A 25557-nucleotide genomic window follows, 5' to 3' on the forward strand; every position below is an offset into this window, starting at 1 on the left:
AGAAACTGGTGGACACCGGTGGGCGCGTGGACCGATTCCAGCGTCGCCTGGAGAAGACCGAGGAGAAGCGGGCGACGACCAAGCCGACCAAGAAGGCGACGGGCAAGAAGTAGGCCATGGACGGTCACAGCTCTCCGCCGCGCGCTGCCCCCCACTACTACGGGGGACAAGCCGTGATCGAGGGTGTCATGATGCGGGGCGCCGACACCTGGTCGGTGGCGGTGCGCCGCCCGTCCGGACAGATCCACATCGAGCGTCACCCCGTCTCCGACTTCCCCAGCCGCCACCCGGCGTTCCGGCGACCGATGCTGCGCGGCGTGTACGCGATGTTCGACGCGATGGCCATCGGTGTGAAGGCGCTGGGCATCTCCGCGCGGCAGGCGATCGACGAGGACGAGGAGCCGCTCGACGGGCGGGCGCTGGGCGGGAGCCTCGCACTGGCGGTCGTGTTCTTCATCGCGGTGTTCATCGTGCTGCCCAACGTGGTCCTCGCGATGCTCCGCGGCTGGCTCGGCGACGGCGTCGCCTACCACCTGGTCGAAGGGCTGCTGCGGATCGCGATCTTCCTGGCGTACCTGTCGTCGATCTCGCTGATGGCCGACATCCGGCGCGTGTTCATGTACCACGGGGCCGAGCACAAGACGATCGCGGCGTGGGAGCACGGCGAGCCGCTCGACCCTGCGCACGTCGACCGCTACTCGACCCTGCACGTGCGCTGCGGCACGAACTTCCTGGTCATCGTGATGGTCCTGGCCCTGCTGGTGTACTCGGTCGCGGGAGCGCTCGTCCCGCCCCCCGCCGGGATCGGCTGGATCGGCGCAGTGACGTACCACGTCGCCCTGCGCGTGGTGCTGTTGCCGGTGGTCGCCGGGTTGGCCTACGAAGGCATCCGGCTGGGTGCCTCCCGTGAGCGCAACCCGCTGGTCCGTGCCCTGATGCTGCCCGGCCTGTGGCTGCAGCGGATCACGACCCGTCAGCCGACGCCCGACCAGATCGAGGTCGCGATCCGGGCGTTCGAGGCGGTCGTGCCCGACCGCGACCTGGAGGGGCGGACCGTGGGTCTGCCCAGCACCGTGGCGGTGGACGCCCACGGCGACGCCCCGCACGACAGCCCGGTCACACCCGCCACGCCCCCGGAGACGGTCGCCGACGGGCACTAGCGACACGGCGTCGCCAGCCCCGACCGTCCGACGACGCCGCACGCACCGGCCCCCCACCGTCAGTCACCACGAGGATCGAAGATGTTCGACCGCCTCGACGAGGTCGAGCGCACCTACGGCGAGCTGGAACAGCAGCTGGCCGACCCGGCCGTGCTCGCCGACGGTCAGCGCTACGTGCAGCTCGCCAAGCGGCACGGCGAGCTGTCCGACCTCGTGGCGACCTACCGCGAGTACCGGCAGGTCAGCGGGGACCTCCAGGCGGCCCGGGAGATGGCCCGGGAAGCGTCCGGCGATGACCGCGAGCTGATGCGCGCCGAGGCCGACGAGCTGGCTGGGCGGCTCGAGGCACTCCAGGAGCGGCTCCAGACGCTGCTGGTCCCCGACGACCCCAACGACGCGAAGGACGTCATCGTCGAGATCCGGGCCGGAGCCGGAGGCGACGAGGCCGGACTGTTCGCCGGGGAACTGTGGGACATGTACGCGCGCTACGCCGAGTCCCGCGGCTGGCAGACCGAGGTCCTGTCGCTGTCGGAGCAGGGCATCGGCGGCGCGAAGGAGGTCGTCTTCGAGGTCCGCGGCCGCGGCGCCTACTCCCGCCTCAAGCACGAGTCGGGCGTGCACCGGGTCCAGCGGGTACCGCGGACGGAATCGCAGGGCCGCGTCCACACCTCCACCGCCACGGTCGCGGTGTTGCCCGCCGCCGAGGAAGTCGACGTCGACATCGATCCGGCCGATCTGCGGGTGGACGTCTACCGGTCGAGCGGCCCGGGCGGGCAGAGCGTCAACACGACCGACTCGGCGGTGCGCGTCACGCACCTGCCGACCGGGCTGGTCGTCTCGTGCCAGGACGAGAAGTCCCAGCACCAGAACCGTGAGAAGGCGCTTCGGATCCTGCGTTCGCGGCTGCTCCAGCTCGAGCAGGACCGGGCTGCCCAGGAACGCGCCGATGCCCGCCGCGGCCAGATCGGCAGCGGCGACCGCAGCGAGAAGATCCGCACGTACAACTTCCCCCAGTCACGGGTGACCGACCACCGCATCGGGTTCACCACCCACGACCTGGACGGACTGCTCGGCGGCGGCCTCGACGAGCTCATCGACGCCCTGCTCGAGGCCGGCCGCAGCGCCCAACTGACGGAGGACGACCAGCCGCAGCGGGACGTGGGATGACCGCCGTCGCCCTGATGGAGGTGGTGCGAGCGCACGCCTCGACGCTCGCCAGCGCCGGTGTCGAGCACCCGGAAGTGGACGCGTTGACGCTGGCTCGCCACGCCCTGGACGCCGATGCGGCCACGGTGCGTACAGCGACCACCGCCGACGTCGACGACCGCCGTCTGCGCCAGCTGGCCGACCTCGTCGCTGTCCGCGCCACCCGGGTGCCGCTGCAGCACCTGACGGCAACGACCGGGTTCCGTGACCTGGACATCACCTGCCGTGCAGGGGTGTTCATCCCCCGCCCCGAGACCGAGATCCTGGCCGGCCTGGCGATCGAGGCGGCTCGGCGCGCCGCCAGCGACGGCGGCCGGGCGACCGTGGTCGAGCCGTGTACCGGGACCGGTGCGGTGGCGCTCGCCGTGGCGACGGAGGTGCACGCCGCCGACGTCGTCGCGACCGACCGCTGCGCGCGCGCGGTCGCACTTGCGCGGCACAACCTCGCCCGCGTCGAGCGGGGCGTCCACGGCGCAGGCAGCACCTGCCGGGTCGTCCACGGTGATCTCTTCGATCCGGTTCCCGCTGACCTGCGCGGAACCGTGGACGTGGTGGTGTGCAACCCGCCGTACCTCACACCGGGCGAGGTCGCCCAGGCCACTCCGGAGGTGCGTGGCCACGAGCCGCGCGACGCGCTGGTCGCGGGCGCGGGTGGGAACGCGGTCGTGCACCGTCTGCTGGACGAGGCCGCCGCGTGGCTGCGTCCCGGGGGGGATCTGCTGGTGGAACTCGCTGAGACGCGCGCCGGCGCCGTCGCCGCAGCGGCCCGCCGCAGCGGGTACACCGACGTGCACGTCGTGGCTGACCTCACCGGACGCGACCGGGTGCTCACCGCCCGCCGGCCGCAGGACCGCTCGTGACGGCCGAGGTGGTGAGCGCCATCGGCGACGACCGTGACGAGGCCGTTGACCGTGCCGCTGAGGCGCTGCGCCGCGGGGAGCTCGTCGTCATGCCGACCGACACGGTGTACGGCGTGGCGGCCGACGCCTTCGACCCTGCGGCCACCGCCCGCATCTTCGCCGCGAAGCTGCGTTCACGCCGCTACCCGCTCCCGGTCCTGATCCACAGCGAGACACAGTTGGCGGGACTGGTCGCCGACGTGCCCGCTGCCGTCCAGCGGCTCGTCGCCGCCTACTGGCCGGGTCCCCTCACGATCGTGGTCGAGTGCGACCCGGACCTGGGGTGGGACATCGGCGACAACCAGGGGACGGTCGCGGTGCGTCAGCCCCGCGACGACATCGCCCTCGACATCATCCGCGCGGTCGGTCCGCTGGCCGTCACGAGCGCGAACCTGTCCGGTCAGCCGCCGGCCAACGACGCAACGACAGCTCGGATGGCGCTCGGCCACGCCGTGGCGGTGTACGTCGACGGGGGTCCCCGGACCGGCATCCGGCCGTCGACGATCGTGGACCTGACCCGCCCCGAGCCGTACCTGATCCGCGACGGGGATCTGCCGCCCGACGAGGTCATGGCCGTGGCGCGCGGTGAGCGGCGATCGGCATGAACCACGACGTGGCCGACGTCCTGGTGGTGTGCACCGGGAACATCGCACGCAGCCCCTTCGCCGAGAAGCTGTTGGAGCGCGAGGCGCGCCGGCGGCTCGGCTCCACTGCTGCGGTCCGGGTCCGCAGCGCCGGAGTCCACGGTCTGGTCGGGCGTGCGGCGGTCGGCGAGATGCGCCAGGAGGCCGGCGACCGCGGCCTGGATCTGTCCGGTCACCGCGGTGCCGCCGCGACGGCGGACCTCGTCGGCGCGGCCGACGTGGTGATCGCCATGACGGAAGCGCACCGTCGCGCGCTGGTCCAGCTCACCCCAGCGGCCAAGGAGCGCGTGTTCACGTTGAAGGAACTCGCGCGGCTCACGCGCGAGGTCGACGCCCCTCCCGAGGGGCTGTCACCCCGACAGCGGCTCCGCGAGGTCGCGCGCACCGCACACCGGGCACGGGCCTACGTCCCGCCAGACGCCACGGCTGATGACGTCGCCGACCCCTACGGCGGTCCCAGAGAGGGCTACCGGCGCTGCGCCGCCGAGATCGACGACCTGGTGGCTGCGGTGGCGCCGGTGCTGTTCGGCCCCGCGAGCCGCTGACCCAGGGACCCGGGCCCGACCGCGGTAGTCTGGCTCGAACGCTCCACGCCGCAGGAGTCGGCATGCCCACCCCCGGTGCCCCCGCGCTGGCCACCGTCGACCCGGATGTCGCCCGCCTCATCCGCGACGAGGAGCGGCGTCAAGGCGACAAGATCCGCCTGATCCCGTCGGAGAACTACGTCTCGCGGGCGGTGCTGGAAGCCACCGGCTCGGTGCTGACCAACAAGTACTCCGAGGGCTACCCGCGTCGCCGTTACTACGAGGGCCAGGACGTCATCGACCAGGTCGAGCTGCTCGCGATCGAGCGCGCGACGCGGCTCTTCGGGGTCGATCACGCCAACGTGCAGCCGTACTCGGGATCGCCGGCCAACCTCGCCATCTACCTCGCGTTCCTGGAGCCGGGCGACACGGTCATGGGGATGTCGCTCCCACACGGTGGCCACCTCACCCACGGCTGGCGGGTGTCGGTGACGGGGCGGTGGTTCCGCAGCGTCTCCTACGGCGTCGCCGAGGAGACCGGCCGGATCGACTACGACCAGGTGCGCCACGTCGCCCGGCGTGAGCGGCCGAAGCTGATCTTCTGCGGCGGGACCGCGATCCCGCGGACCATCGACTTCGCGGCCTTCGCCGAGATCGCCCGCGAGGTCGACGCCCTCCTGGTCGCCGACGTCGCCCACATCGCCGGACTGATCGTCGGTGGCGTGCACCCGTCGCCGGTCGGTCACGCCCCGGTCATCTCCACCACGACCCACAAGACGCTGCGCGGTCCACGCGGGGCGATGCTGCTCTGCGACCAACAGCATGCCCAAGCCCTCGACCGTGCGGTGTTCCCCGGGCTGCAGGGCGGCCCCCACAACCACGGCACCGCTGCGATCGCGGTGGCGCTGCGCGAGGCCGCCGAGCCGGCGTTCCGTGACTACGCCGCCGCGGTGGTGGCCAACGCCCAGGTGCTGGCAGACGAGCTGAGCGGGCACGGCTTCGACCTCGTCTCCGGCGGGACCGACAACCATCTGATCCTGGTGGACCTGACCAGCAAGGGGATCCCGGGCAAACCAGCCGCCCAGGCGCTCGACCGGGCCGGGATCGTGTGCAACTACAACACGGTGCCGTTCGACCCACGGACACCGTTCGACCCGTCCGGGATCCGGTTGGGCACCCCGGCGGTGACCAGCCGTGGGATGGGATCCGACGAGATGCGCGTGCTGGCTGGTTGGATCGAGCAGGCGGTCGAGGCCGCCAAGCGGGACGACGAGGAGACCCTCGACAAGATCGCCGTCGAGGTCCGCGAGGTGACCTCGAGCTTCGCTGCGCCCGGTATCCCGGTCTCCGACTGATCGGTGCTCGCCTTCGCCGCGGTGTTCGTCGTCGCGGGAGCCGTCACCTTCGCGGTGACCCCGCCGGTGGAGCGGCTCGCGCGCCGGCTCGGGGCGGTGGACTTGCCTGCAGAGCCCCGCAAGGTCCACGTCCGGCCGATCCCCACGCTGGGAGGTCTGGCGTTGCTGGCGGGTTTCGCGGCTGCGATGGGCGTGGCGTGGCTGCTGGCCCAGGTCGGGCTGGACGCAGGCGGCTCCGGCCTGGCCCCGTTCGCCGCGGTGTTCCGCGCTACCTCGGAGCCGCTCGGCTTGGCGCTGGGCGTGCTGGTCATCGCCGTGGTCGGGGTGTTCGACGACACCCGCGGTCTGTCGCCCCCCGTGAAGCTCGGCGGCCAGGCCCTCGCGGCGCTGATGGTGGTCCTGCAGGGCATCCAGGTCGTGTACGCCTGGATCCCGGGGGTCGGTGTGGTCGTGCTGTCCCCCGACCTGGGGGTGCCGCTGACCGTGCTGTTCATCGTGGCGATGATCAACGCCATGAACTTCATCGACGGGCTGGACGGTCTCGCCGCTGGCGTGTCGGCGATCTCGGCGATCGCCTTCTTCTGGTTCGTCCACGCCGCGGAGACGCGGGGGATCGCCGAGTCTGCGCCGACCTCGGCCACCCTGGTCGCGGCGGCCATCGCCGGGATGTCGTTGGGGTTCCTGTGGCACAACTTCCACCCCGCCCGCATCTTCATGGGGGATACCGGTTCGATGTTGCTCGGCCTGCTGTTGGCCAGCAGCGGCATCGCGTTCGTGGGGCGCAGCGTCGACCCCAGCTACGTCGACTTCCTGACCCCCGTCCCGCTGCTGATCCCCGCCTTCATCCTGGCGATCCCGTTCGCTGACATCCTGTTCGCGATCGTGCGCCGGGTGTACCGCCACCAGCCGGTCTCGACGCCCGACCGAGGCCACCTCCACCACCGCCTGCTCCGGTTCGGTGTCACCCACCGTCAGGCTGTGCTCACGCTGTACTACTGGTCGGCGGTGGCGGCGTTCGGTTCGGTGGGGGTCGCGTACCTCGATGTCCGCACCGTCCTGGTGGCCGTCACCCTTCTGGCGGTCGGCGGCGCGCTCGCGACCGCAGCAGGATTGCGTCGTGCCCACGCCAACGAGGACGACGAGGGCACCGACCACGCCGGCGCCCAGCGTCGCAGTGGGTGACAGACCGTCGGCAGCCCGCTCCCCGGTCACCCTCCTGCCCGCTGTCGTTCCCGGGTCGATCGGCCCTGCCGCAGCTTTGACCGGCGTGCCGAGCCACTGCTAGCGTCCGCCGAGCATGCGTCCCTCCGAGCGCCCAGACCGCACCGCGGCGTACCGCGACGTGGATAAGGGGACGGCCATGCTCGCTGAGTTCGTCGCCGCTCCGCTCACCTGGGGCGCCATCGGGTGGTTGGCCGACACCTACGCCTTCCACACCTCCCCGTGGGGCGTCATCGTGGGGGGCGTCCTCGGGTTCGTCCTCGGGAACTACCTGCTGTACTTGCGGATGGTGGCCGACGGGGGAGCAGCCGATGACGAACGTGTCCGCCGCGCCCGCGAGGCCTTCGACTGACGACCTCCGTGGGCCGCCCACCTCCCGCATGAGGGTCCCGCACGTGCCCCACGCCACCGCCGAGTACGTCATGGCACGGGCTGCCGCAGGGCTGGGTCTGATGCTGCTCCTGCCGGTTGCAGGCCTCGCCGCTGCGCTGAGGGGCCCGCGCGGCGCCGTCACCGCAGCCGGTGCGGTGGCGCTGACGGTGCTCTGGTTCGCGGCGGGCGCTTTGCCGCTGCACTGGGCCGCCCGCTGCAAGCCCACGATGGTCGGTGCCGTCGCGCTGGGGGGGTCGGGTGCCCGGCTGTTCGGGCTGGGGCTGACGGCGCTGGCGCTCGACCCGGTCCCTGCGGTCGATACGCCGGTCCTCGCGGTCACCGTCGCGGGCGCTACGGTACTCCTGCTCGGGTACGAGGGGTACGTCGCCCTCAGCCATCCCGAGTTCTGGACACTCGAGCCGGACCGGAAGGAGACCGCTTGACCGCGTCGGTCCTCGCCACCGAGCCGACCCAGCTGTTCGAGGTCCCGGCGCTCGAGCACATGTTCGAGTACCCGGCGCTGTTCTTCGAGAACGTCACGGTCCTGGGCATCCCGCTGGGGTTCAACCGCGTTGCACTGCTGACGTTCGTTGCGGTGGCGATCCTCACCGCGCTGTGGGTGGGGGCCTTCCGCGACCCGAAGGTGGTCCCTGGCAAGTTCCAGGCGGTGATGGAGTCGATCGTCGGCTTCATCCGCGACTACGTCGTGATCGAGGTGATCGGCCCGGCAGGTCTGCGCTTCGTTCCGTTCCTGACCACGCTGTTCGCGTTCATCTTCCTGGGCAACCTCTTCGAGGTCACCCCTCTGATCAACTTCCCCATCACGTCACGGATGGCCCTCCCCGCGTTCCTCGCGTTGGTCACGTGGACGATCTTCGTCCTGGTGGGCATCAAGGAGCAGGGTGGGCGGCAGTACATGCGCAGCGTCGCGCTCCCACCCGGTGTCCCCAGTTGGGTGATGCCGCTCGTGATCCCGATCGAGGTGCTGTCGACCTTCGTGGTCCGCCCACTCACCCTGTCCATCCGTCTGTTCGCCAACATGCTGGCCGGCCACATCATCCTGACGATCATCTTCATCGGTGCGAACGCGTTCTTCTTCGACATCCACAGCCTGACCTTCAACATGAAGGGGTCGATCATCGGCGTCCTGCTGGGCTTCATGGCGGGACCGACCATGATCGGCTTCGAGATCGCGATCAGCGCGCTCCAGGCCTACATCTTCACCATCCTGACCGCCGTGTACATCAGCAGCTCCATGAACCCCGAGCACTAACGACTGCCCGAAGCCCGCCCGGTGACCGCCGGCGGTCCGCGACCGCGCCCCGCTGGGCGTCGCGAGAAGGAGACGGAACCACATGGAGATAATCCTCGCTCAAGCCGGAGGCGTGAGTTCGATCGGCAAGGGCTTGGTGTACGGGCTCGCGGCGATCGGGCCGGGCCTGGGCATCGGCTACCTGGTGGGTAAGGCGGTCGAGGCGATGGCCCGCCAGCCCGAAGCAGCCGGCATGGTCCGAACGACCATGTTCATCGGGATCGCGTTCGTCGAGGCGCTCGCGCTGTTCGGCTTCGTGCTGTTCTTCCTGACCTGACGAACGGAGACTGCGATGATCGACGTCATGCAGCTCGCTGGTGCGGGCGGCGGGGGCATCCCGACCGTGTTGCCGGCGCCGGCGGAGCTGTTCTGGGGCGCGGTCGCGTTCGGGATCTTCTACTGGGTGATGCAGAAGATCGCGTTCCCCCGGATCAACCAGGTCCTCGAGGAGCGGGCCGCCAGCATCCAGGGCCGCCAGGAACAGGCGCAGGAGACGCTGAACGAGGCCCAGCGCATCCGCGACGAGTACCAGGAGCAGCTGTCCGACGCCCGCGGCGAAGCCAACCGCATCATCGAGGAGGCACGCGAGACCGCCGAGGCGCTCCGCCGCGACATCGTCGCCAAGGCCGACTCGGAGGCGGAGTCGATCGTGGAGCGGGCACAGGCTGAGGTCCGCGCAGAACGCGAGCGCGCGGTGCAGCAGCTGCGGTCGGAGGTGGGACGCCTGTCGATCCAGCTCGCCGAGAAGATCGTGCACAAGGAGCTCGACCAGCAAGCGCACCAGGGCCTCGTCGACCGCTACATCGAGCAGCTCGCCGGTTCCGGCAACGGCGAGGTCGGGACCGCTCCGGCCGGGACGTCTGCCGGTGAGGGTGAGTGACGTTGGTGAGCGACGCCGACACCGACCGTGTGAGCCGCTACGCCGAAGCGATCCTGCAGGTCGCCCGCGGGGAGGGCGCGCTCGACGCCGTCGACGATGAGCTGCTGCGGATCGCCCGCGCCATCCGTGACAACCGGGAGCTCCACGACGCGCTCACCGACCAGCAGCTGCCGGCGGGGCGCCGTCTCGAGGTGATCGACCGGATCCTACAGGCCGCGCACCCCGCCACGCGGACGGCGATGGCGCTCCTCGTGACCGCCGGCCGGGTCCGCGACCTCGGTGAGATCGCCCGCCGTGTCGCCGAGCGTGCCGCCGCAGAGCGACAACGCGAGCTCGCCGAGGTCTACGTCGCCGTGCCCCTCGACCAGGACCGGCGCGACCGGCTACGCCAGGCGCTCGAGGGCATCACCGGCAAGGACCTCGAGCTCAAGGTGTTCGTCGACCCTGCGGTGGTCGGCGGCGTGCGCGCGACCATCGGCGACACCGTGATCGACGGGTCGGTCGCACGTCGACTCGATGAGGTTCGCGGGCGGCTGAGCGGATGACCACGGACCGGTGACGGTCCTGGCCGTCAGCGGGTACCGTTCGACCCAGCGCGCCGGGCCGTCTGCCTGGCGTCCAGCGACAAGGAGCACACGGCATGGCTGAGCTGACGATCCGACCAGAGGACGTGTCCTCGGCGCTCCGCTCGCTCGTCGAGGACTTCGAGGCCGACGTCGAGCAGGAGCAGGTCGGGCGTGTCATCGAGAGCGGCGACGGCATCGCTGAGATCACCGGCCTGCCGGGGACGCTGGCGAGCGAACTCCTCGATTTCGGTGGTGGCCTGTTCGGGCTGGCCATGAACCTCGAGGAGGACACCATCGGCGCGGTGATCATGGGTGATTGGTCGAGCGTCGAAGAAGGCGACACGGTCAAGCGCACCGGTCGGGTGCTGTCGATCCCGGTCGGCGATGCGCTGCTGGGCCGGGTCATCGACCCGTTGGGGCGGCCGGTCGACGGCAAAGGCCCGCTCGACGACTCGCGCATCGAGGGGCGCCGCAACCTGGAGGTGCAGGCGCCCGGGGTCGTCGAACGCCAGCCGGTCACCGAACCCCTGCAGACGGGGATCAAGGCCATCGACGTGATGATCCCGATCGGCCGTGGCCAGCGCGAGCTGATCATCGGCGACCGCCAGACCGGCAAGACCGCGCTCGCGGTCGACGCGATCATCAACCAGCGCCAGTTCTGGGGGACCGAACGGGCCGTGAAGTGCATCTACGTCGCGATCGCCCAGAAGGGCTCGACCGTCGCCGAGGTCGTGCAGCGGCTCGAAGAGCACGGTGCGTTGGAGTACACCGTCGTGATCAACGCCGCAGCGTCGACCCCCGCCGCGTACCAGTACATCGCCCCCTACTCGGGCGCCGCGATCGGCAACCACTGGATGTGGAACGGTGAGCACGCCCTGGCGGTCTACGACGACCTGTCCAAGCACGCGGACTCCTACCGCCAGCTGTCGCTGCTGCTGCGCCGGCCGCCGGGTCGCGAGGCCTACCCGGGTGACATCTTCTACACCCACAGCCGTCTGCTGGAGCGTGCCGCGAAGCTGAACGACGCCAACGGGGCCGGGTCGCTGACCGCTCTGCCGATCGTGGAGACCAAGGCCGGTGACGTCTCGGCGTACATCCCGACCAACGTCATCTCGATCACCGACGGGCAGATCTACCTCGAGCAGGAACTGTTCAACGAGGGTGTGCGTCCTGCCGTCAACGCCGGAAGCTCGGTCTCGCGCGTGGGCGGCAACGCCCAGGTGCCGGTCATGAAGAAGATCGCCGGGCGGGTCCGACTCGACCTGGCCAACTACCGCGAGCTGGAGTCCTTCGCCCAGTTCGGCTCGGAGCTCGACAAGTCCGCGCAGCGCCAGATCGCCCGGGGTGAGCGGGTGGTGGAGGTGCTCAAGCAACCGCAGTACGAGCCCGTCCCGGTCGGTGAGCAGATCGTCACCATCTGGGCGGTGACCAACGGCCGGATGGACGACGTCCCCGTCGACGACATCGAACGCTTCGAGCAGGAACTGCGCGACTACATGCGCTCCCGACACGGCGATCTGCTCGATCGCCTGCAGACCGCGAAGCTCGACGAGGTCGAGGACAAGCTGCGCACGGCAGTGGACGGGTTCGTCGACCAGTTCGAACCCTCGGAGGAGGACGAGGACACCGACGAGGAGAACGCCGGCTGGGACGTGATGTCCGCCTCCGAGGATGAGGATCAGGAGGACACCGAAGCCGCGGAGGCCTGACCGGTGGCCGGCGCATCCGAGCTGCGTGAGCTGCGTCAGCGGATCAGCTCGGTCGAGAGCACCAAGCAGATCACGCGCGCCATGGAGATGATCGCCGCGTCGCGGATCCAGCGCGCCATCCGACGGATGGAGGCAGCTCGCCCCTACGCCGAGCTGATCCACGAGATCCTCCGCGGGCTCGTGGCCTCGGAGGCGGTGGAGGACCACCCGCTCCTGGCCCCCCACGACTCGATCGACCGGGTCGCGATCTGCGTCGTGACATCCGATCGGGGGCTGGCTGGTGCGTACAACGCCAACGTGCTGCAACGCTCCGACCAGCTGATCCACCGCGAGGCCGACGACAACGACAACGACATCGCGCTGTTCGTGACCGGGACCAAGGGCGTCAGGTTCTACGCGTTCCGGGACCGTCCGGTGGAGGAGGCCTGGACCGGGTTCTCCGAGCAACCGCAGATCGAGGACGCCGCACCGATCGCCGACACGCTGATGCGGGGGTACGCCAACGAGGAGTTCGACCGCGTCTGGGTGGTCTACACCGACTTCCAGTCCCGGATACGGCAGGTACCCAACGCGATGCAGATCCTGCCGGTGGACGTGGAGGAACTCGAGGGCGGTGAGGAGCTGCCCGCAGAGTTCATGTTCGAGCCGGATCCTGAGGACATCCTCGACCGGCTCATCCCCAGCTACGTCGAAGCCAAGGTGTACGCGGCGCTGCTCGAGTCGGCCGCGTCCGAGCATGCCATGCGCCAGCGGGCCATGTCGCAAGCGACCGACAACGCGGAGGAGATGATCGACGATCTCAGCCGCGACCTCAACCAGGCCCGCCAGTCAGCGATCACCCAGGAGGTCTCCGAGATCGCTGCGGGCGCCGAAGCCCTGGCCGAGTAGGACCCAGACAAGGACGCGAGATGGCCACAGACGTACAGGCAGGCGGACAGACGGACCAAGCGACCGACGCAGACGGGCGGATCCTGCGGGTGATCGGCCCGGTGGTCGACGTCACGTTCCCGCCGGGCGCGGCCCTCCCCGAGATCCACTACGCGCTGAAGTTCGCACGCGAGGTCGAGACCGGCCAGGCTGAGGAGCTCACCGCCGAGGTGGCTCAGCACATCGGTGACCACACGGTCCGGGCGATCATGATGCAACCCACCGACGGGGTCGTCCGTGGGACGCCCGTGCGCAACACCGGGGGGCCGATCACGGTCCCGGTCGGAAGCGGTGTGCTCGGCCACGTCTACAACGTGCTCGGCCAGGCGCTGGACACCGACGAAGACATCGAGGCGGACGTCCACTGGCCGATCCACCGTGACTCCCCGCCGTTCCAGGATCTCGAACCCCGCACCGAGATGTTCGAGACCGGCATCAAGGTCATCGACCTGATGGAGCCGTACGTCCGCGGCGGCAAGGTCGGCATGTTCGGCGGTGCCGGAGTCGGCAAGACAGTGATCATCATGGAGATGATCCGGCGGGTGGCCGAGGAGCACGGCGGCGTGTCTCTGTTCGCCGGCGTGGGCGAGCGGACCCGTGAGGGCAACGACCTGTGGCTCGAGACACAAGAGTCTGGTGTCTTGGAGAAGGCGGCGCTCGTGTACGGCCAGATGGACGAACCCCCGGGTGTGCGACTGCGCGTGGCCCTGTCGGCCCTGACCATGGCCGAGTACTTCCGTGACGAGGAACGCCTCGACGTCCTGCTGTTCATCGACAACATCTTCCGTTTCGTCCAGGCCGGCCAGGAGGTCTCCACGCTGCTGGGCCGCATGCCGTCCGCGGTCGGCTACCAGCCGACCCTCTCCAACGAGATGGGCAACCTCCAGGAGCGGATCACCTCCACCCGGGGTCGGTCGATCACGTCGCTGCAGGCGGTGTACGTCCCGGCGGACGACATCACCGACCCCGCGCCGCACACCACGTTCGCGCACCTGGATGCCCAGACCGTGCTGTCGCGTGACATCTCCGAGCGGGGCATCTACCCGGCGGTGGATCCCCTGGACTCCAACAGTCGCATCCTCGACGCGTCGGTCGTGGGCCAGGAGCACTACGACGTCGCACAACGGGTCCAGCAGGTGCTGCAGAAGTACCGCGACCTGCAGGACATCATCTCGATCCTCGGCGTCGAGGAACTCGCGGAAGAGGACAAGCTGACCGTGGAGCGGGCGCGGAAGATCGAGCAGTTCTTCAGCCAGCCGTTCTTCGTCGCCGAGCAGTTCACCGGGATGCCCGGCAAGTACGTCTCGGTCGACGAGACCGTCGCATCGTTCAAGGCGCTGCTCGAGGGGGAGCTCGACGAGTACCCCGAGCAGGCGTTCAACTTCGCGGGGGGCATGGACGACGTCAAGAAGAAGGCCAAGGAGCTCGACGAGTCCTGAGCGGGGCGCGGTCGCGAGCGGCTTGGGCGCAGGACGGCACGAGCGAGGAGCATCATGGCGACCATGCGCGTGCAGGTGGTCTCCGCCGAGCAGGAGCTGTTCTCCGGCGAGGCCGCCGAGGTGTACGCCCGCTCGATGGAGGGCGAGATCGGGATCCTCCCCGGCCATCAGCCCGCGCTGCTCGCGCTCGACATCGCCCCAGTGCGTATCAAGCTCGAGGACGGCAGCTGGGAGTCGTTCGCCGTGCACAACGGCTACCTGTACTTCCGTGAGAACGAACTAGCTGTCCTGGCCGACATGGCCGAACCTGCCCACGAGATCGACCGGGCCCGGGCAGAGAGCGAGCTGGAGGAGCTGCGGGCTCGGACCCCCCAGGACGAGGACGAGGAGGCCGAGATCCAGCGGGCTGTGCGCCGCGCCGAACTCCGCCTCGAGATGTCCGAACGCGGCTGACCCGCGGGCCGTAGTCTTGTGACTACGCTGTGACAGGTGAGTGCCCCCATCAACCCTCCCGGCACGCGCGACATCCTCGTCGTCCGCGGCGGCAAGCCGCTGCACGGCGAGATCCAGGTCAACGGTGCCAAGAACGCCGCGTTGAAGCACATGGCGGCGTCGCTCCTCGCTGAGGGCCGCACGGTCGTCAACAACGTTCCCGCGATCGCCGACGTACCGGTCATGGGCCAGGTTCTGACCGGCCTCGGCGCCCGCGTCGCCATCGACGAGGACCCCGGCGGGACGTCGTACACGGTCACGATCGACGTCGACGAGCCCGGCTGGCAGGCTCCGCGTCGCTTCGTGACCATGATCCGCGCATCCGTCGCGGTCCTCGGCCCACTGGTGGGCAGAGTGGGACGGGCTCGCATCGCTCCGCCAGGGGGCGACCGGATCGGGGCTCGCCGGATCGACATGCACCTCACCGGCCTCGAACAGATGGGCGCCCAGGTCACGCAAGCCGACGGGGAGATCGAGGTCGGGGTTCCGGGCGGTCGCCTGCACGGCGCCGACATCACGCTGGACTTCCCCAGCGTCGGCGCGACCGAGAACCTGCTGATGGCGGCCGTCCTCGCCGACGGCCAGACAGTCATCGACAACGCCGCCCGGGAGCCCGAGATCCAGGACCTGTGCACGATGTTGATCGCGATGGGTGCCCGCATCGACGGCGTGGGAACGCCGACCTTGACGGTCGAGGGTGTTCCGGCGCTGCATCCGGTCACCCACGACACGATCCCCGACCGCATCGAAGCCGGGACGTTCGCGTTCGCGGCCGCGATCACCGGCGGGGACCTGCGCATCCAGGCAGCGAACGCCGGTCACCTCAAGCTCCCGCTGACCAAGCTCGCGGCGATCGGTGCCGACATCGAGGAGACCGACGGCTGGCTGCGTGTCCGCGCATCCGACGAGCTGCAGCCGGTCGACGTGGTCACCCTGCCCTACCCGGGGTTCCCCACCGACCTGCAACCGCAGCTGATGGTCGTTCTGTCCCAGGCGCACGGGACCAGCATCGTGACCGAGAACGTCTTCGAGTCCCGCTTCGAGTTCGTCGCCGAACTGACGCGGCTCGGTGCGGAGATCGAGATCGACGGCCACCACGCCATCATCCGCGGTCCACGTCCCCTGACCGGGGGACGGGCGCGCTCACTCGACGTCCGTGCCGGTGCCGCGTGCATCCTCGCCGGGCTGGTGGCCGAAGGCGAGACCCGCATCGACGACGTGCACCACATCGATCGCGGCTACGCGGCCATCGCCGAGCGCCTGCAGGGGGTCGGCGCCGACATCGAGCGCGTGGTGTGAGCGGGCCCGGAGACACCGCCGGTGACGAACGCTGGCCACAGCACCCGCCGGAGTGGCGGCACGACGCTCCCGACCCGCCCGAGGCCTTCCAGGTGCCGTGGTCCTGGCGCGACGGTCTCGCCCTGATCGGCATCGTCCTGGTCGCCATCGTCGTGATCAGCAGCTTCGTGGCGGCGTTGGGGCTGGATGCGCGATCCGACGTCGTGCTCCTCGGCTTCAGCATCGCCAGCGAGGTGGTCGTCCTCACGGCCGCCGTGGCGTACCTCCGGGTCCGCGGGGCGCTGACCTGGCACCTGCTGGGGCCACTGCGCCCCCGCAACAGACACATCCTGGTCGGGCTCGGGGTCGGAGCGGCCGGCTGGGTCGTTGTGATGCTGGTCCTGCAGATCGTCGTGTCGTCGGTGGATCCCGAGCGGTTGCCCCAGCAGGAGGCGTTGAAACGCGTCGCCGGTGGCGGGGTCACCACCGTGGTCCTGGCGGTCGCCGCTGCGGTCGTCCTCGCGCCGGTGGTCGAGGAGCTGATCTACCGGGCGGTGCTGTTCCAGGCGCTGCGTGGCCGTCTCGGGCTGTACCCGGCGATGGGGATCTCGTCGTTCGTGTGGGGGTTCACCCACCTGGAGCTCCTCGTCGACGAGTCCGGCCAGTTCCGATCCTCCGGGCTTCTCGGCGTGCTCGCGCTGGTGCTGCTGGGCTTCTGGCTGGCGGGCGCCTTCCACCGCACCGGCAGCCTGGTCGTGCCGGTCGCGGCCCACGCGACGTTCAACGCGATCGCGCTGGCCGTGGCGGTGATCGCCCCACCATCACCGACGTCCGGCGCAGTCTGAAAGCCCCCAGTGGCGCGGACGGTCACCGCTGCGTCACCGACCCAGCTGCGGCAGCGGTCGTGGCCGACCCTCGACACGGTTAGGCTCGGGCGTCCGAGCATCGCCGGATGGGGTGGCGTCGTGACAGGAGGCAGCCCGTGACGGAGGAGATCGCCAAGGTCGGCGTCGTGGGATGCGGGACGATGGGGTCGGGCATCAGCGAACTCGTCGCGCGCCACGGCGTCGACGTGACGTTCGTCGAGGTCGACGAGGACGCCGTCGAGGTCGGCAGGCAGCGGATCGCCTACTCCCTGCAGCGGCTGGTCGACCACGGCAAGCTCGACCCGTCCGAACGCGACGACGTCCTCGGCCGCATCACGGGGACCACCAAGTACGCCGCACTATCCGACGCCGACCTGGTCGTCGAAGCCGTGCCCGAGGATCTCGACCTCAAGCAGGACGTCATGGCCAAGGTCGACGACAACGTCGCCGAGGACACGATCCTGGCCACGAACACGTCATCGTTGCCGGTGTTGGACATCGCCGTGCACACGCGCCATCCCAACCAGGTGCTCGGCTTCCACTTCTTCAACCCGGCACCCGTGATGGCGCTGATCGAGCTGGTCCGCACGCCGGTGACGGACGAGGCGGTGGTCACACGTGCGGAGCGTTTCGCCGTCCGCATCGGCAAGACCCCCGTCGTCGTTGGTGACCGCCCCGGGTTCATCGCCAACCAGCTGCTGTTCCCGTACCTCAACCAGGCCATCGGCATGGTGGCGTCGGGGTACGCCACCAAGGAGGACGTCGACGCCGCCATGCGCTTCGGTGCCGGCCACCCCATGGGGCCGATCGCGCTGGCCGACCTGGTCGGACTCGACACCATGCTGGGGATCACCGAGACGATCTGGCGCCACTTCCGGCAGACCCGGTTCGCGCCCCAGCCGATTCTGCGACACCTGACCATCGCGGGGTACCACGGCCGCAAGACCGGCCGCGGCTTCTACCGTTACGCCGAGCCCGGCTCGTCCCAGGTCGTGGACGCCGACGAGCCGGCGCGGGACCCGGTCGACCCGTCGGTGATCGCCGGGTGGTCCCGCGTCGGGGTGGTGGGCACCGGAACGATGGCGACCGGGATCGCGCAGGTCGTCGCTCAGGCCGGGTACGAGGTCGTCGTCCGCGGGCGGGCTCTGCACAAGGCCGAGGGCGTGATCGACGGGATCTCCAAAGGGCTGCAGCGGCTGGTCGACAAGGACCGGCTCAGCGAAGGTGACCGGGTCGAGATCCTCGGACGCCTGCAGCCCACCGCGGATTTCGAACACTTGAGGCCGTGCGACGTCGTGATCGAGGCCGTCGCCGAAGACCCGATGGTGAAGCGCACCGTGTTCGCCGAGATCGACCGGGCGGTCGATGAGGACGCCGTCGTGGCGACGACCACGTCGAGCTTGCCGGTGATCGAGTGCGCGATGGCCACCACCCGACCCGATCGCGTGGTCGGACTGCACTTCTTCAACCCCGCCCCGGTGATGAAGCTCGTCGAGATCGTTCCCACGGTCCGCTCCGATCAGGACGTGATCGAGCAGTGCCGCGCGTTCATCGAGGACTGCGGGAAGGTCGGGGTGCTGTGCAGCGACCGAGCAGGTTTCATCGTCAACGCCCTGCTGTTCCCCTACCTCAACGACGCGATCAGGATGCTGGAATCGCACTACGCCACCGCCGAACAGATCGACACGGCCATGAAGCTCGGCACGGCTCACCCGATGGGGCCGTTCGAGCTGATGGACATCGTCGGCCTGGACGTGACGCTGGCGATCATCGGGCGGCTCCACGCGGAGCACCGCGAGCCGTCGTTCGCGCCGGCGCCTCTGCTCAGCCGCATGGTCGAGGCCGGCTACCTGGGCAAGAAGGCCGGCCGCGGCTTCTACGTCTACCGCAGATGAGCGCCGAGCAACGCGGCGGGGCGCTTCCTGCCGAACGCGGCCCCGCCACGACCCAACCGGGGGCTGGACGCCCCGGCACCCCGGTCTGGAAGGAGCTCGCCCGGTTCCTGCCGGACCTGGCCCGTCTCTTCGCTGACGTCATCCGTGACCCGCGCGTCCCGCTCCGGGCGAAGATCCTCGCCGCTGCGGTGGCCACCTATCTGGTGTCGCCGGTGGACGTGATCCCCGACTTCATCCCGGGTGTGGGCCAGATGGACGATGTGGCGTTCGCCGCCTGGGGCGTGCAGCAGCTGTTCCGATCCGCCGGCTACGACGTCCTCAAGGATCTGTGGGAGGGGAGCGACGACGGTTTCTTCCTCCTCCTGGTCGTCGCCGGCGTGGACAAGTAGAGGCTGTGGGCAAAGGCAAGCGACGAGGGCACCAACGCAGCCTCGCCCGCGCCCGCGCGCGAAGGGCGCAGCAGAACCGACTGGCGACGCGCCGCCGGCGGATGACCGCCGGTGTGATCGGCGCGGTCGTCGTGGTCGTGGCGCTGGCGATGATCGTGTCGCTGTTGCCGCCCCGCACCTCCCCCGTGGCCGATCAGACCACGCCCGGCGTCGCCTGCGGCGGTCAGGTCCCCGCCGCCGCTGGTCAGGACAAGCCCCGCTTCGACGAGCCGCCGGATCTGCGCATCGACCCGACGGCGGACTACCGCGCCACCATCGCGACGTCGTGCGGAGACGTGATCGTCGACCTGTACGAGGACCAGGCGCCGCGGACGGTGAACAACTTCGTCTTCCTCGCCGAGCAGGGCTTCTACGACGGGCTGACGTTCCACCGTGTGGTTCCCGGGTTCGTCGTCCAGGGAGGCGGCCCCGCAGGGGACGGCACCGGCGGCCCCGGCTACCGCTTCGAGGACGAGCTGGAACTCGCCAGGACCCAGGGGTATGCCCCCGGGGCGGTCGCGATGGCCAACTCCGGCCCCGACACCAACGGGTCGCAGTTCTTCATCGTCCTCCCCGGCGGCGCTGACGCGTTGCAGCCGCAGTACAACTTGTTCGGGCACGTCGTCGACGGCATGGACGCCGTGCAGCGGATCGCGGAGGTCCCGCTGGCCGGACAGTCCCCCCTGGAGCAGGTCTACATCGAGGATGTCACCATCGAAGCCGTGACGCGATCGCCCACCGACGCGGCCTCGCCGACATCGACCACGACAGGGACCTGACGTGACCGACCAGTTCGACGCACCGCCACCGATGCAGATCGATCCCGGACGCGATTACTCGGCGACGGTCGAGACCACCGAGGGGACGATCGAGTTGGACCTGTTGGTGGCTGACAGTCCGCGGACGGTGAACAACTTCGTGTTCCTGGCCCGGAACGGCTTCTACGACGGAGTGATCTTCCATCGGGTGATCGAGGGGTTCATGATCCAGGGCGGCGACCCGACCGGGACCGGCAGGGGCGGACCCGGGTACCGCTTCGAGGACGAGCTGGAACTGGCCCGGCAGCACGGCTACCCCCGCGGAACCGTCGCGATGGCCAACTCCGGCCCCGACACCAACGGGTCGCAGTTCTTCATCGTCCAGCGCGACGCGGCACTCCCGCCCAACTACTCGGTGTTCGGAGAGGTCCGGGACGGGCTGGACGTCGTCGACGAGATCGCCTCCACCCCGACCGATGCCAACGACCGGCCACGCGAGGACGTCACGATCCGCACCGTGTCGATCTCCGAGTCGTGAGGCGGCGGCGCGCCCCGTGACGCACCGTCGGCGATAGCGACCGCCTTGCCCAGACCGCGCGACGGCCGACGCCGCAACCAGCGTGTGGTCGCCATCGCGGTCGGTTCCGGAGTGCTGGCCCTGGTCGCGGTGATCGCTGTCGTCCTGGCTGCCATGACCACGGGCCCACGGCCCGAGGAGGACGTCGCGCGCCGCTTCGCCGAGGCGGCGCTACGTGGCGAGGCGGAGGCGTCCTACGCGCTGGTCACCCCCGCCTACCGCGCAGTGGTGACCCGCCGCGACCACGCGGTGCTGATGTCAGAGCTGCACCGGCTCGCCGGCGACGACGTCACCGTCGAGGTCCTCGGCTCGGAACGCACGGCCGGAACTGAGCCTGCCCAGTCGCTCGTCGGGTACACGGCTCAGACCGCGGCGGGCACCGCCCAGGGTGTGATCACGCTGTTGCGGTTGGGCGACCAGTGGCGGGTGGCCGAGGCCAGCTACCGGTTCGTCGACGCTCCCGAGGCCGAACGCGAGCGGCTGGGGGCGGTCATCCGCCGGCTCGGCGAGCAGGCCGCCGAACGGGCGGGTCACCTCCGTGGGGACTGACCCGGCGACAGGCGGCGATCCGTGACCGGCCCGCTCAACCCTCGTCGCTCCGGCGGGGCTCCTCGGCGTCACCGCCGGGCCAGGGCGGAAGATCCTCCAAACGGACGGTCTCGCGACGCACCCCCCGCTCGAAGTCGCGCATGCGCCGCGGGTAGCCCACCTTCGCCGCGTCGTACACCGGGACGCCGTGCTTGGCACAGAAGCTCTCGGCGTGCGAACGGTCCTTCACCGGCCGACGCAGGTACTCGCCATCGGCAGCCACCAGCAGCAGCGTCGTGGAGTAGATCGCCGTCTTGGGCTCCAGGTAGCCCTCGACACCATCCCGCGTCGCGATGAACTCCTCCAGTTCCTTGACCGCGGCGCCGGAGGGCGCGGCGGTGCTCTTCGATGGCGGCTTGCGTCTGGTCTCTCCCTTGAACCACGCACGCAGACGCTCGCCGAACCTCACCGGGCCACCTGCCGGTACACCCGGTACGCCAACGCTTCTTCGAAGCCGAGCTCGGCCATCAACCGCCCGCTGTCGGGGTTGGTCACGACGCCTGCGACCCGGTAACCGAGCGCAGCAGCGTCGTTGAGTGCCCGCGTGACCACCGCCGTGGCGAGTCCGCGACGCCGGTGGCGTGGCGCCGTGGCGATGGTGCTGATGCCCGCCAGGTCAGCGGTGCACAGCAACAGTCCCATCGCCACGATGTCGGACCCGTAGGGGGCGCCGTACACCGCCCCGTGCTGGTACGGGCGGGCGTGGCGCAGCACGTTGCGGGCGAGGTCCTCGAACACCAGCCGATCGCCGCGACCGAAGCCGAAGCTCCTGCTGGCCACCGCGGCCAGCCGTGTGGCGAGCGACGGATCGGTCAGTAGCTGCACTCGGTGGCCGTCTCGGACCGGCAGGTCGGATGCAGGCAGCGCGAGGGCCATGCCCGAGACCGGCGTCAGAGGCACGTACCCGCGGGTACGCAGCAGGCGGTCGACGTCCTCGACGACACGATCGTCGCGCAGCCACAGGGTGTGTGGCAGGTCGCCGAAGAAGTGCTGCACCTCAGCGACAGCGAGGTCAGGGTGCTCGAGGTCCAGCGCGGTCGCACGGTTGAAGACCGACGGAACCCCACACTGAGCCATGACGGCGTGGTCGGAAACGACGCCATCCCCGGATGGCGTGACGTGGCCGAACGCCAGCACCTGGAGGCGGAAATGGTCGTCGAGAGCCTGGGCGACATCCAGCTCGCGGACGGCGACCGTACTCGTCGTCGCCTCCGTCGTCCCCCAACTCACCGGGTGGGTTCCCTTCCGTCGAAGCTCTCTCCAACGAGGCTACCAACCAGCCACATGCGCGTTCGGGGCGATGGGACGGCGTGGACGGTGGCGCAGCGCGGCGGGGTGCGAGAAGGTGGCGACGTCGGTCAGGAGGGATCGAACGTGGACTGGCGCGGGGCGGTTCTGCGGCGTTTGGCGAGACGTTTCCGGATCGGCGACGACATCCTGCGCCACCTGTCCACGTTCCAGCGCCTCGGCGAGCGCTTGGAGATGCATCCCCCCGCCGAGATGCTCCCCGTGGGCGCCCGGACGCTGGTTCGGGCGCTGCGGACGCGGAGCGCCGCCCAGATCCGTCCGGACTGGTTGTGGCCGTACTGGCTCGAACGCCAGCTCGACCCCGAGTCACCGTCGTTCGTTCCGCGCGGTCACCTGCCGTTCGCCGCGAACGTCACCCACCGCAACTGGACGGCGATCGGCAACCCCAACTCGCCGTGGGAGGCGATGGTCGATCCCGCCGGGCTGGTGACCCCCGGACACGACAGCTGGTCGGTGGACTGGTGGGTGCGATCCTCGGCGGGTTGGCACCTGCCCAGCCGCGAGACCGAGGTCACCCAGAGGCTGGTCGACGACCGGCCGGTCGTGGAGACGAGCATCGCGGTCGCCGGTGGGCAGGCCCGCCAGCGGGCTTGGGCGACCCGCGTGGAAGGCGAGGAGTTCGCCGTCGTGGAGGTCACCAACCGGTCGGATGCGGCGCTCGAGGTGGCCTTCGCGGTGCGGCCGTACAACCCCGAGGGTCTCGCGGTTGTGCAGTCGATCGAGGTCGAGGCCCGCCAGCTGCGCGCCGACGGCGACGTGGCGCTGCTGTTGCCGTGGCGGCCGGTCGGGAACGTGGCGTCCGGCTACCACCTCGGCGACAGCCTGCACACGCTGATCCGGGGCAGGGCGACCTCGACCGTGCCCCAGCACGTCGACGACCCGGCGGGGCTCGCCCAGGCCGCGGTCGTGTACGACGTCGCGGCCGGGGAGCGGATCCACGTGCTGGTCCCCCTCCCTCCGAGGCGTACGGTGCGTGTCCCCGACGACCGCCTGCATCGCGCCGCACGCGTGGACGTCGTTCGTAGCCGGTGGGCGGGGATCCTCCGCCGTGGACTCCACGTCCGGCTGCCGGACCCCGACCTGCAGAGCGCGGTCGACGCCAACCGCGCCTACCAGCTGATCCTGCACGACCCGGGCGACATCACCGCGGGGCCGTCCACCTACCACCGCTTCTGGTTCCGCGATGCCGCCTACCAGCTCGGAGCGCTCGATCGGTGGGGCTTCCACGAGGAGGTCGAGGACGTCCTGCGCACGTACCCGCAACGGCAGCGCAGCGACGGTTTCTTCTACAGCCAGTGGCGCGAGTGGGACGCCAACGGTGCGGCCATCCACGCCATCGCCGAGCACCATCGCCTCACCGGGAACGACGATCTGCTGCGCGACCTGGAGCCTGCCGTGCGGGCGGGCGTGAACTGGATCGAGCGCACCCGGCTTGGCCCCAGGTCCCGGACCCGTCGGGGGATGGCACGTGCCCCAGCTCCGCGCGGTGTGCAGGGGCTGCTCCCCGCGGGTGTCTCCGCGGAGCATCTCGGCCCGTTCGACTACTACTACTGGGACGACTTCTGGGGTCTGCGCGGGCTGATCGACGGTGCCGAGATCGCACGCGTCCTCGGCCAGCCCGACGCTGCCACCCGCATCGAGGCGGCAGCGCACCGGTACCGGCGCGACATCCTCGCGTCGATCACCTGGGCGAGCAGACACGCAGATCGCGACCACCCGTTCATCCCCGCCGGGCCCTACCGAGGCATCGATGCGGGGATGGTCGGGTCCCTGGCCGCGTCGGTCCCTCTGGGGCTGATGGCGGCCGACGACCCGCTGATCGACGGGACGCTGCGCATCATCCGCGAGAACTTCTGCATCGGCGATGCCTTCTACCAGCAGATCTCCCACACCGGTCTCGGTACCTACCTGACCCTGCAGCTGGCGTTCGTCGAACTGGCACGGGGGGAGATGCGCGGTTGGCGGCGGCTGCAGTGGCTGATGGATGCGGCCACGCCGACGTTCACGTGGCCGGAGGCGATCCACCCGCAGCTGGCTGGGGGGTGCATCGGCGACGGACACCATGGGTGGGCCGTGGCGGACTTCCTGAACTTCGTGCGCGCCGTGCTGCTGCGTGAGCAGCCCGACGGGTCGGTGGCGCTCCTCGGGGTCCTGCCGCCGGAGTGGCGGGGGGAGGAGGTCGAGGTGTCCGACGCCCCGACCTACGCCGGGCGGCTGAGCTACCGGCTGACCTGGGACGGCGACCAGCCGGTGCTGAGCTGGCGGTGGGACGGGCGGGGCGCGATCCTGCGCGCCCCGGCCCTGGACCCGGACTGGGCCAGCGACGAAGGCGCGGGCGAGATGGCGCTGGCGCCGGTCCGTTGAGCCACACTGAGGATGTTCGGTCTGGTTCTCGCTAGCTGCGGTAGCGGCGCACGGTCCAGTACGCCACGTACGCCCCCATGGCGGTGGCCAGCATCCCGATCTTCTTCGCCCAGCCGCGGGCACGCGTGGCCTCCTTCTGCTCCTTGGTGCGGTGGAACATCCCGTCGAGGACGAACGCGTCGATGTCGAGCCCCAGCTGCACCGCCTGGGAGTTCAGCGTCGCCTCGACCTCGTACCCAACGATGTCCTCGGGATCCAGCGACTCGAACAGGTCACGTCTCATCGCCCGTTCGCCGGTCAGCTTCGGGAGCACGTGCAGGAAGAACCAGTTCGCGACCGGACCGCGGTCGAACAGTCCCAGCGACATGCCCGCCCCGCCGATCGACACCGCCCCGATCAGCCGGTCGACGTGATCGGCACGCAGACCCACCAGGTCGGCGTCGAGGAAGCAGATCACGTCGGCGTCGGTGGCGGTGACACCAGCGACCATCGCGCGTCCCTTTCCGGCGCGCGACTCGGTGACGACGCGAGCGTCGTGCCGGCGGGCCACCTCGGCCGTCGCGTCCGTCGAGCCGTTGTCGACGACGATGACCTCCTCGACGAGTCCCGCCGACTTCGCCGCGTCGATCACGTCACCGATCGTCGTCTCCTCGTTGTACGCGGGGATGATGACGGTGCCGCTAGCGGTCACGAGGCGGCCGGCTTCCCGCTGGCTTCCCCATCCTCGACCAGCTCGACGAGCACGCCGCCGGTGCTCGCCGGGTGGACGAACGCGACGGTGTGCCCCCC

Annotated in this window: 27 protein-coding genes and 1 pseudogene; 25 read left to right on the forward strand and 3 right to left on the reverse strand. The window is 70.2% G+C overall.

Features of this window, described 5'->3' with window-relative positions:
• The first annotated feature begins 116 nt into the window (after positions 1–116).
• The 24 genes and pseudogenes from M3N57_05480 to M3N57_05595 all read left to right on the forward strand — a co-directional run bounded on the left by M3N57_05480 (position 117) and on the right by M3N57_05595 (position 21057).
• Positions 117–1160: a DUF1385 domain-containing protein gene (locus tag M3N57_05480; protein MDP9022147.1), complete on the forward strand. Its 1044-nt coding sequence runs from the start codon at positions 117–119 to the stop codon at positions 1158–1160.
• 81 nt (positions 1161–1241) lie between these two features.
• A complete protein-coding gene (gene prfA, locus M3N57_05485; protein MDP9022148.1) occupies positions 1242–2327 on the forward strand; it encodes a peptide chain release factor 1 in 1086 nt (361 codons plus the stop codon).
• Positions 2324–3226, forward strand: coding sequence for a peptide chain release factor N(5)-glutamine methyltransferase (gene prmC / locus M3N57_05490; GenBank protein MDP9022149.1), 903 nt, complete (start codon positions 2324–2326; stop codon positions 3224–3226). Before prfA ends, prmC begins: the two co-directional genes overlap by 4 nt.
• The gene (locus M3N57_05495; GenBank protein MDP9022150.1) at positions 3223–3870 is read left to right on the forward strand and encodes an L-threonylcarbamoyladenylate synthase; all 648 of its coding nucleotides are present in this window, start codon (positions 3223–3225) and stop codon (positions 3868–3870) included. The genes prmC and M3N57_05495 overlap by 4 nt, the downstream gene beginning before the upstream one ends.
• Positions 3867–4454 carry a low molecular weight phosphatase family protein gene (locus M3N57_05500; protein ID MDP9022151.1) on the forward strand — a complete coding sequence of 196 codons (588 nt, stop codon included), beginning with the start codon at positions 3867–3869 and terminating at the stop codon, positions 4452–4454. The genes M3N57_05495 and M3N57_05500 overlap by 4 nt, the downstream gene beginning before the upstream one ends.
• A 62-nt stretch (positions 4455–4516) precedes the next feature.
• The gene (locus tag M3N57_05505; GenBank protein MDP9022152.1) at positions 4517–5788 is read left to right on the forward strand and encodes a serine hydroxymethyltransferase; all 1272 of its coding nucleotides are present in this window, start codon (positions 4517–4519) and stop codon (positions 5786–5788) included.
• A gap of 3 nt (positions 5789–5791) precedes the next feature.
• Positions 5792–6970, forward strand: a complete 1179-nt coding sequence (locus tag M3N57_05510) for an undecaprenyl/decaprenyl-phosphate alpha-N-acetylglucosaminyl 1-phosphate transferase (protein ID MDP9022153.1) — start codon at positions 5792–5794, stop codon at positions 6968–6970.
• Between the two features lie 115 nt (positions 6971–7085).
• Entirely contained in the window at positions 7086–7361 is a 276-nt protein-coding gene (locus tag M3N57_05515) for an AtpZ/AtpI family protein (GenBank protein MDP9022154.1), read from the forward strand.
• 43 nt (positions 7362–7404) lie between these two features.
• Positions 7405–7824: a hypothetical protein gene (locus M3N57_05520; GenBank protein MDP9022155.1), complete on the forward strand. Its 420-nt coding sequence runs from the start codon at positions 7405–7407 to the stop codon at positions 7822–7824.
• On the forward strand, positions 7821–8654 hold the full coding sequence (gene atpB, locus M3N57_05525) for a F0F1 ATP synthase subunit A (protein MDP9022156.1): 834 nt from the start codon (positions 7821–7823) through the stop codon (positions 8652–8654). The genes M3N57_05520 and atpB overlap by 4 nt, the downstream gene beginning before the upstream one ends.
• Positions 8655–8736: 82 nt before the next feature.
• Entirely contained in the window at positions 8737–8970 is a 234-nt protein-coding gene (atpE, locus tag M3N57_05530; GenBank protein MDP9022157.1) for an ATP synthase F0 subunit C, read from the forward strand.
• A gap of 15 nt (positions 8971–8985) precedes the next feature.
• Entirely contained in the window at positions 8986–9573 is a 588-nt protein-coding gene (gene atpF, locus M3N57_05535; protein ID MDP9022158.1) for a F0F1 ATP synthase subunit B, read from the forward strand.
• Positions 9574–9578: 5 nt separating this feature from the next.
• Entirely contained in the window at positions 9579–10118 is a 540-nt protein-coding gene (gene atpH, locus M3N57_05540) for an ATP synthase F1 subunit delta (protein MDP9022159.1), read from the forward strand.
• 95 nt (positions 10119–10213) lie between these two features.
• Positions 10214–11848, forward strand: a complete 1635-nt coding sequence (atpA, locus tag M3N57_05545) for a F0F1 ATP synthase subunit alpha (GenBank protein MDP9022160.1) — start codon at positions 10214–10216, stop codon at positions 11846–11848.
• A 3-nt stretch (positions 11849–11851) separates the two neighbouring features.
• Positions 11852–12736, forward strand: a complete 885-nt coding sequence (locus M3N57_05550) for a F0F1 ATP synthase subunit gamma (protein MDP9022161.1) — start codon at positions 11852–11854, stop codon at positions 12734–12736.
• Positions 12737–12756: 20 nt separating this feature from the next.
• A complete protein-coding gene (atpD, locus tag M3N57_05555; protein MDP9022162.1) occupies positions 12757–14214 on the forward strand; it encodes a F0F1 ATP synthase subunit beta in 1458 nt (485 codons plus the stop codon).
• Positions 14215–14268: 54 nt separating this feature from the next.
• Complete coding sequence (gene atpC / locus M3N57_05560; protein ID MDP9022163.1) at positions 14269–14667, forward strand: ATP synthase F1 subunit epsilon; 399 nt, start codon at positions 14269–14271, stop codon at positions 14665–14667.
• 36 nt (positions 14668–14703) lie between these two features.
• A complete protein-coding gene (murA, locus tag M3N57_05565) occupies positions 14704–16005 on the forward strand; it encodes a UDP-N-acetylglucosamine 1-carboxyvinyltransferase (GenBank protein MDP9022164.1) in 1302 nt (433 codons plus the stop codon).
• On the forward strand, positions 16002–16829 hold the full coding sequence (locus M3N57_05570) for a CPBP family intramembrane metalloprotease (protein MDP9022165.1): 828 nt from the start codon (positions 16002–16004) through the stop codon (positions 16827–16829). Before murA ends, M3N57_05570 begins: the two co-directional genes overlap by 4 nt.
• Positions 16830–16966: 137 nt before the next feature.
• A complete protein-coding gene (locus tag M3N57_05575; protein ID MDP9022166.1) occupies positions 16967–18745 on the forward strand; it encodes a 3-hydroxybutyryl-CoA dehydrogenase in 1779 nt (592 codons plus the stop codon).
• Between the two features lie 143 nt (positions 18746–18888).
• Positions 18889–19008 (forward strand): annotated as a pseudogene (locus M3N57_05580) (DUF1232 domain-containing protein).
• Between the two features lie 227 nt (positions 19009–19235).
• Positions 19236–19952 (forward strand): peptidylprolyl isomerase, encoded by a 717-nt coding sequence (locus M3N57_05585; protein MDP9022167.1) that lies wholly within the window; start codon positions 19236–19238, stop codon positions 19950–19952.
• A gap of 31 nt (positions 19953–19983) precedes the next feature.
• Positions 19984–20469, forward strand: a complete 486-nt coding sequence (locus tag M3N57_05590; GenBank protein ID MDP9022168.1) for a peptidylprolyl isomerase — start codon at positions 19984–19986, stop codon at positions 20467–20469.
• Positions 20470–20514: 45 nt separating this feature from the next.
• Complete coding sequence (locus M3N57_05595) at positions 20515–21057, forward strand: hypothetical protein (protein ID MDP9022169.1); 543 nt, start codon at positions 20515–20517, stop codon at positions 21055–21057.
• A gap of 34 nt (positions 21058–21091) precedes the next feature.
• Here the strand turns inward: M3N57_05595 and M3N57_05600 are convergent, their stop codons facing one another.
• Both M3N57_05600 and M3N57_05605 read right to left on the reverse strand, forming a co-directional pair.
• On the reverse strand, positions 21092–21505 hold the full coding sequence (locus M3N57_05600; GenBank protein MDP9022170.1) for a hypothetical protein: 414 nt from the start codon (positions 21503–21505) through the stop codon (positions 21092–21094).
• Complete coding sequence (locus M3N57_05605; protein MDP9022171.1) at positions 21502–22326, reverse strand: GNAT family N-acetyltransferase; 825 nt, start codon at positions 22324–22326, stop codon at positions 21502–21504. Before M3N57_05605 ends, M3N57_05600 begins: the two co-directional genes overlap by 4 nt.
• A gap of 54 nt (positions 22327–22380) precedes the next feature.
• Between M3N57_05605 and M3N57_05610 the strand changes: the two genes are divergently transcribed.
• Positions 22381–24768, forward strand: a complete 2388-nt coding sequence (locus M3N57_05610) for a hypothetical protein (GenBank protein MDP9022172.1) — start codon at positions 22381–22383, stop codon at positions 24766–24768.
• A 31-nt stretch (positions 24769–24799) separates the two neighbouring features.
• Here the strand turns inward: M3N57_05610 and M3N57_05615 are convergent, their stop codons facing one another.
• Positions 24800–25459, reverse strand: coding sequence for a glycosyltransferase (locus tag M3N57_05615; protein MDP9022173.1), 660 nt, complete (start codon positions 25457–25459; stop codon positions 24800–24802).
• Positions 25460–25557: the final 98 nt, after the last annotated feature.

Source organism: Actinomycetota bacterium, assembly GCA_030776725.1.
Classification (GTDB): Bacteria; Actinomycetota; Nitriliruptoria; order Nitriliruptorales; family JAHWKO01; genus JAHWKW01.

Coding starts and splice junctions, on each gene's coding strand:
- M3N57_05480 (MDP9022147.1), top strand. CDS start 117: ATGGACGGTCACAGCTCTCCGCCGCGCGCTGCCCCCCACTACTACGGG.
- prfA (MDP9022148.1), top strand. CDS start 1,242: ATGTTCGACCGCCTCGACGAGGTCGAGCGCACCTACGGCGAGCTGGAA.
- prmC (MDP9022149.1), top strand. CDS start 2,324: ATGACCGCCGTCGCCCTGATGGAGGTGGTGCGAGCGCACGCCTCGACG.
- M3N57_05500 (MDP9022151.1), top strand. CDS start 3,867: ATGAACCACGACGTGGCCGACGTCCTGGTGGTGTGCACCGGGAACATC.
- M3N57_05505 (MDP9022152.1), top strand. CDS start 4,517: ATGCCCACCCCCGGTGCCCCCGCGCTGGCCACCGTCGACCCGGATGTC.
- M3N57_05515 (MDP9022154.1), top strand. CDS start 7,086: ATGCGTCCCTCCGAGCGCCCAGACCGCACCGCGGCGTACCGCGACGTG.
- atpE (MDP9022157.1), top strand. CDS start 8,737: ATGGAGATAATCCTCGCTCAAGCCGGAGGCGTGAGTTCGATCGGCAAG.
- atpF (MDP9022158.1), top strand. CDS start 8,986: ATGATCGACGTCATGCAGCTCGCTGGTGCGGGCGGCGGGGGCATCCCG.
- atpA (MDP9022160.1), top strand. CDS start 10,214: ATGGCTGAGCTGACGATCCGACCAGAGGACGTGTCCTCGGCGCTCCGC.
- atpD (MDP9022162.1), top strand. CDS start 12,757: ATGGCCACAGACGTACAGGCAGGCGGACAGACGGACCAAGCGACCGAC.
- atpC (MDP9022163.1), top strand. CDS start 14,269: ATGGCGACCATGCGCGTGCAGGTGGTCTCCGCCGAGCAGGAGCTGTTC.
- M3N57_05585 (MDP9022167.1), top strand. CDS start 19,236: ATGACCGCCGGTGTGATCGGCGCGGTCGTCGTGGTCGTGGCGCTGGCG.
- M3N57_05590 (MDP9022168.1), top strand. CDS start 19,984: ATGCAGATCGATCCCGGACGCGATTACTCGGCGACGGTCGAGACCACC.
- M3N57_05610 (MDP9022172.1), top strand. CDS start 22,381: ATGCGCGTTCGGGGCGATGGGACGGCGTGGACGGTGGCGCAGCGCGGC.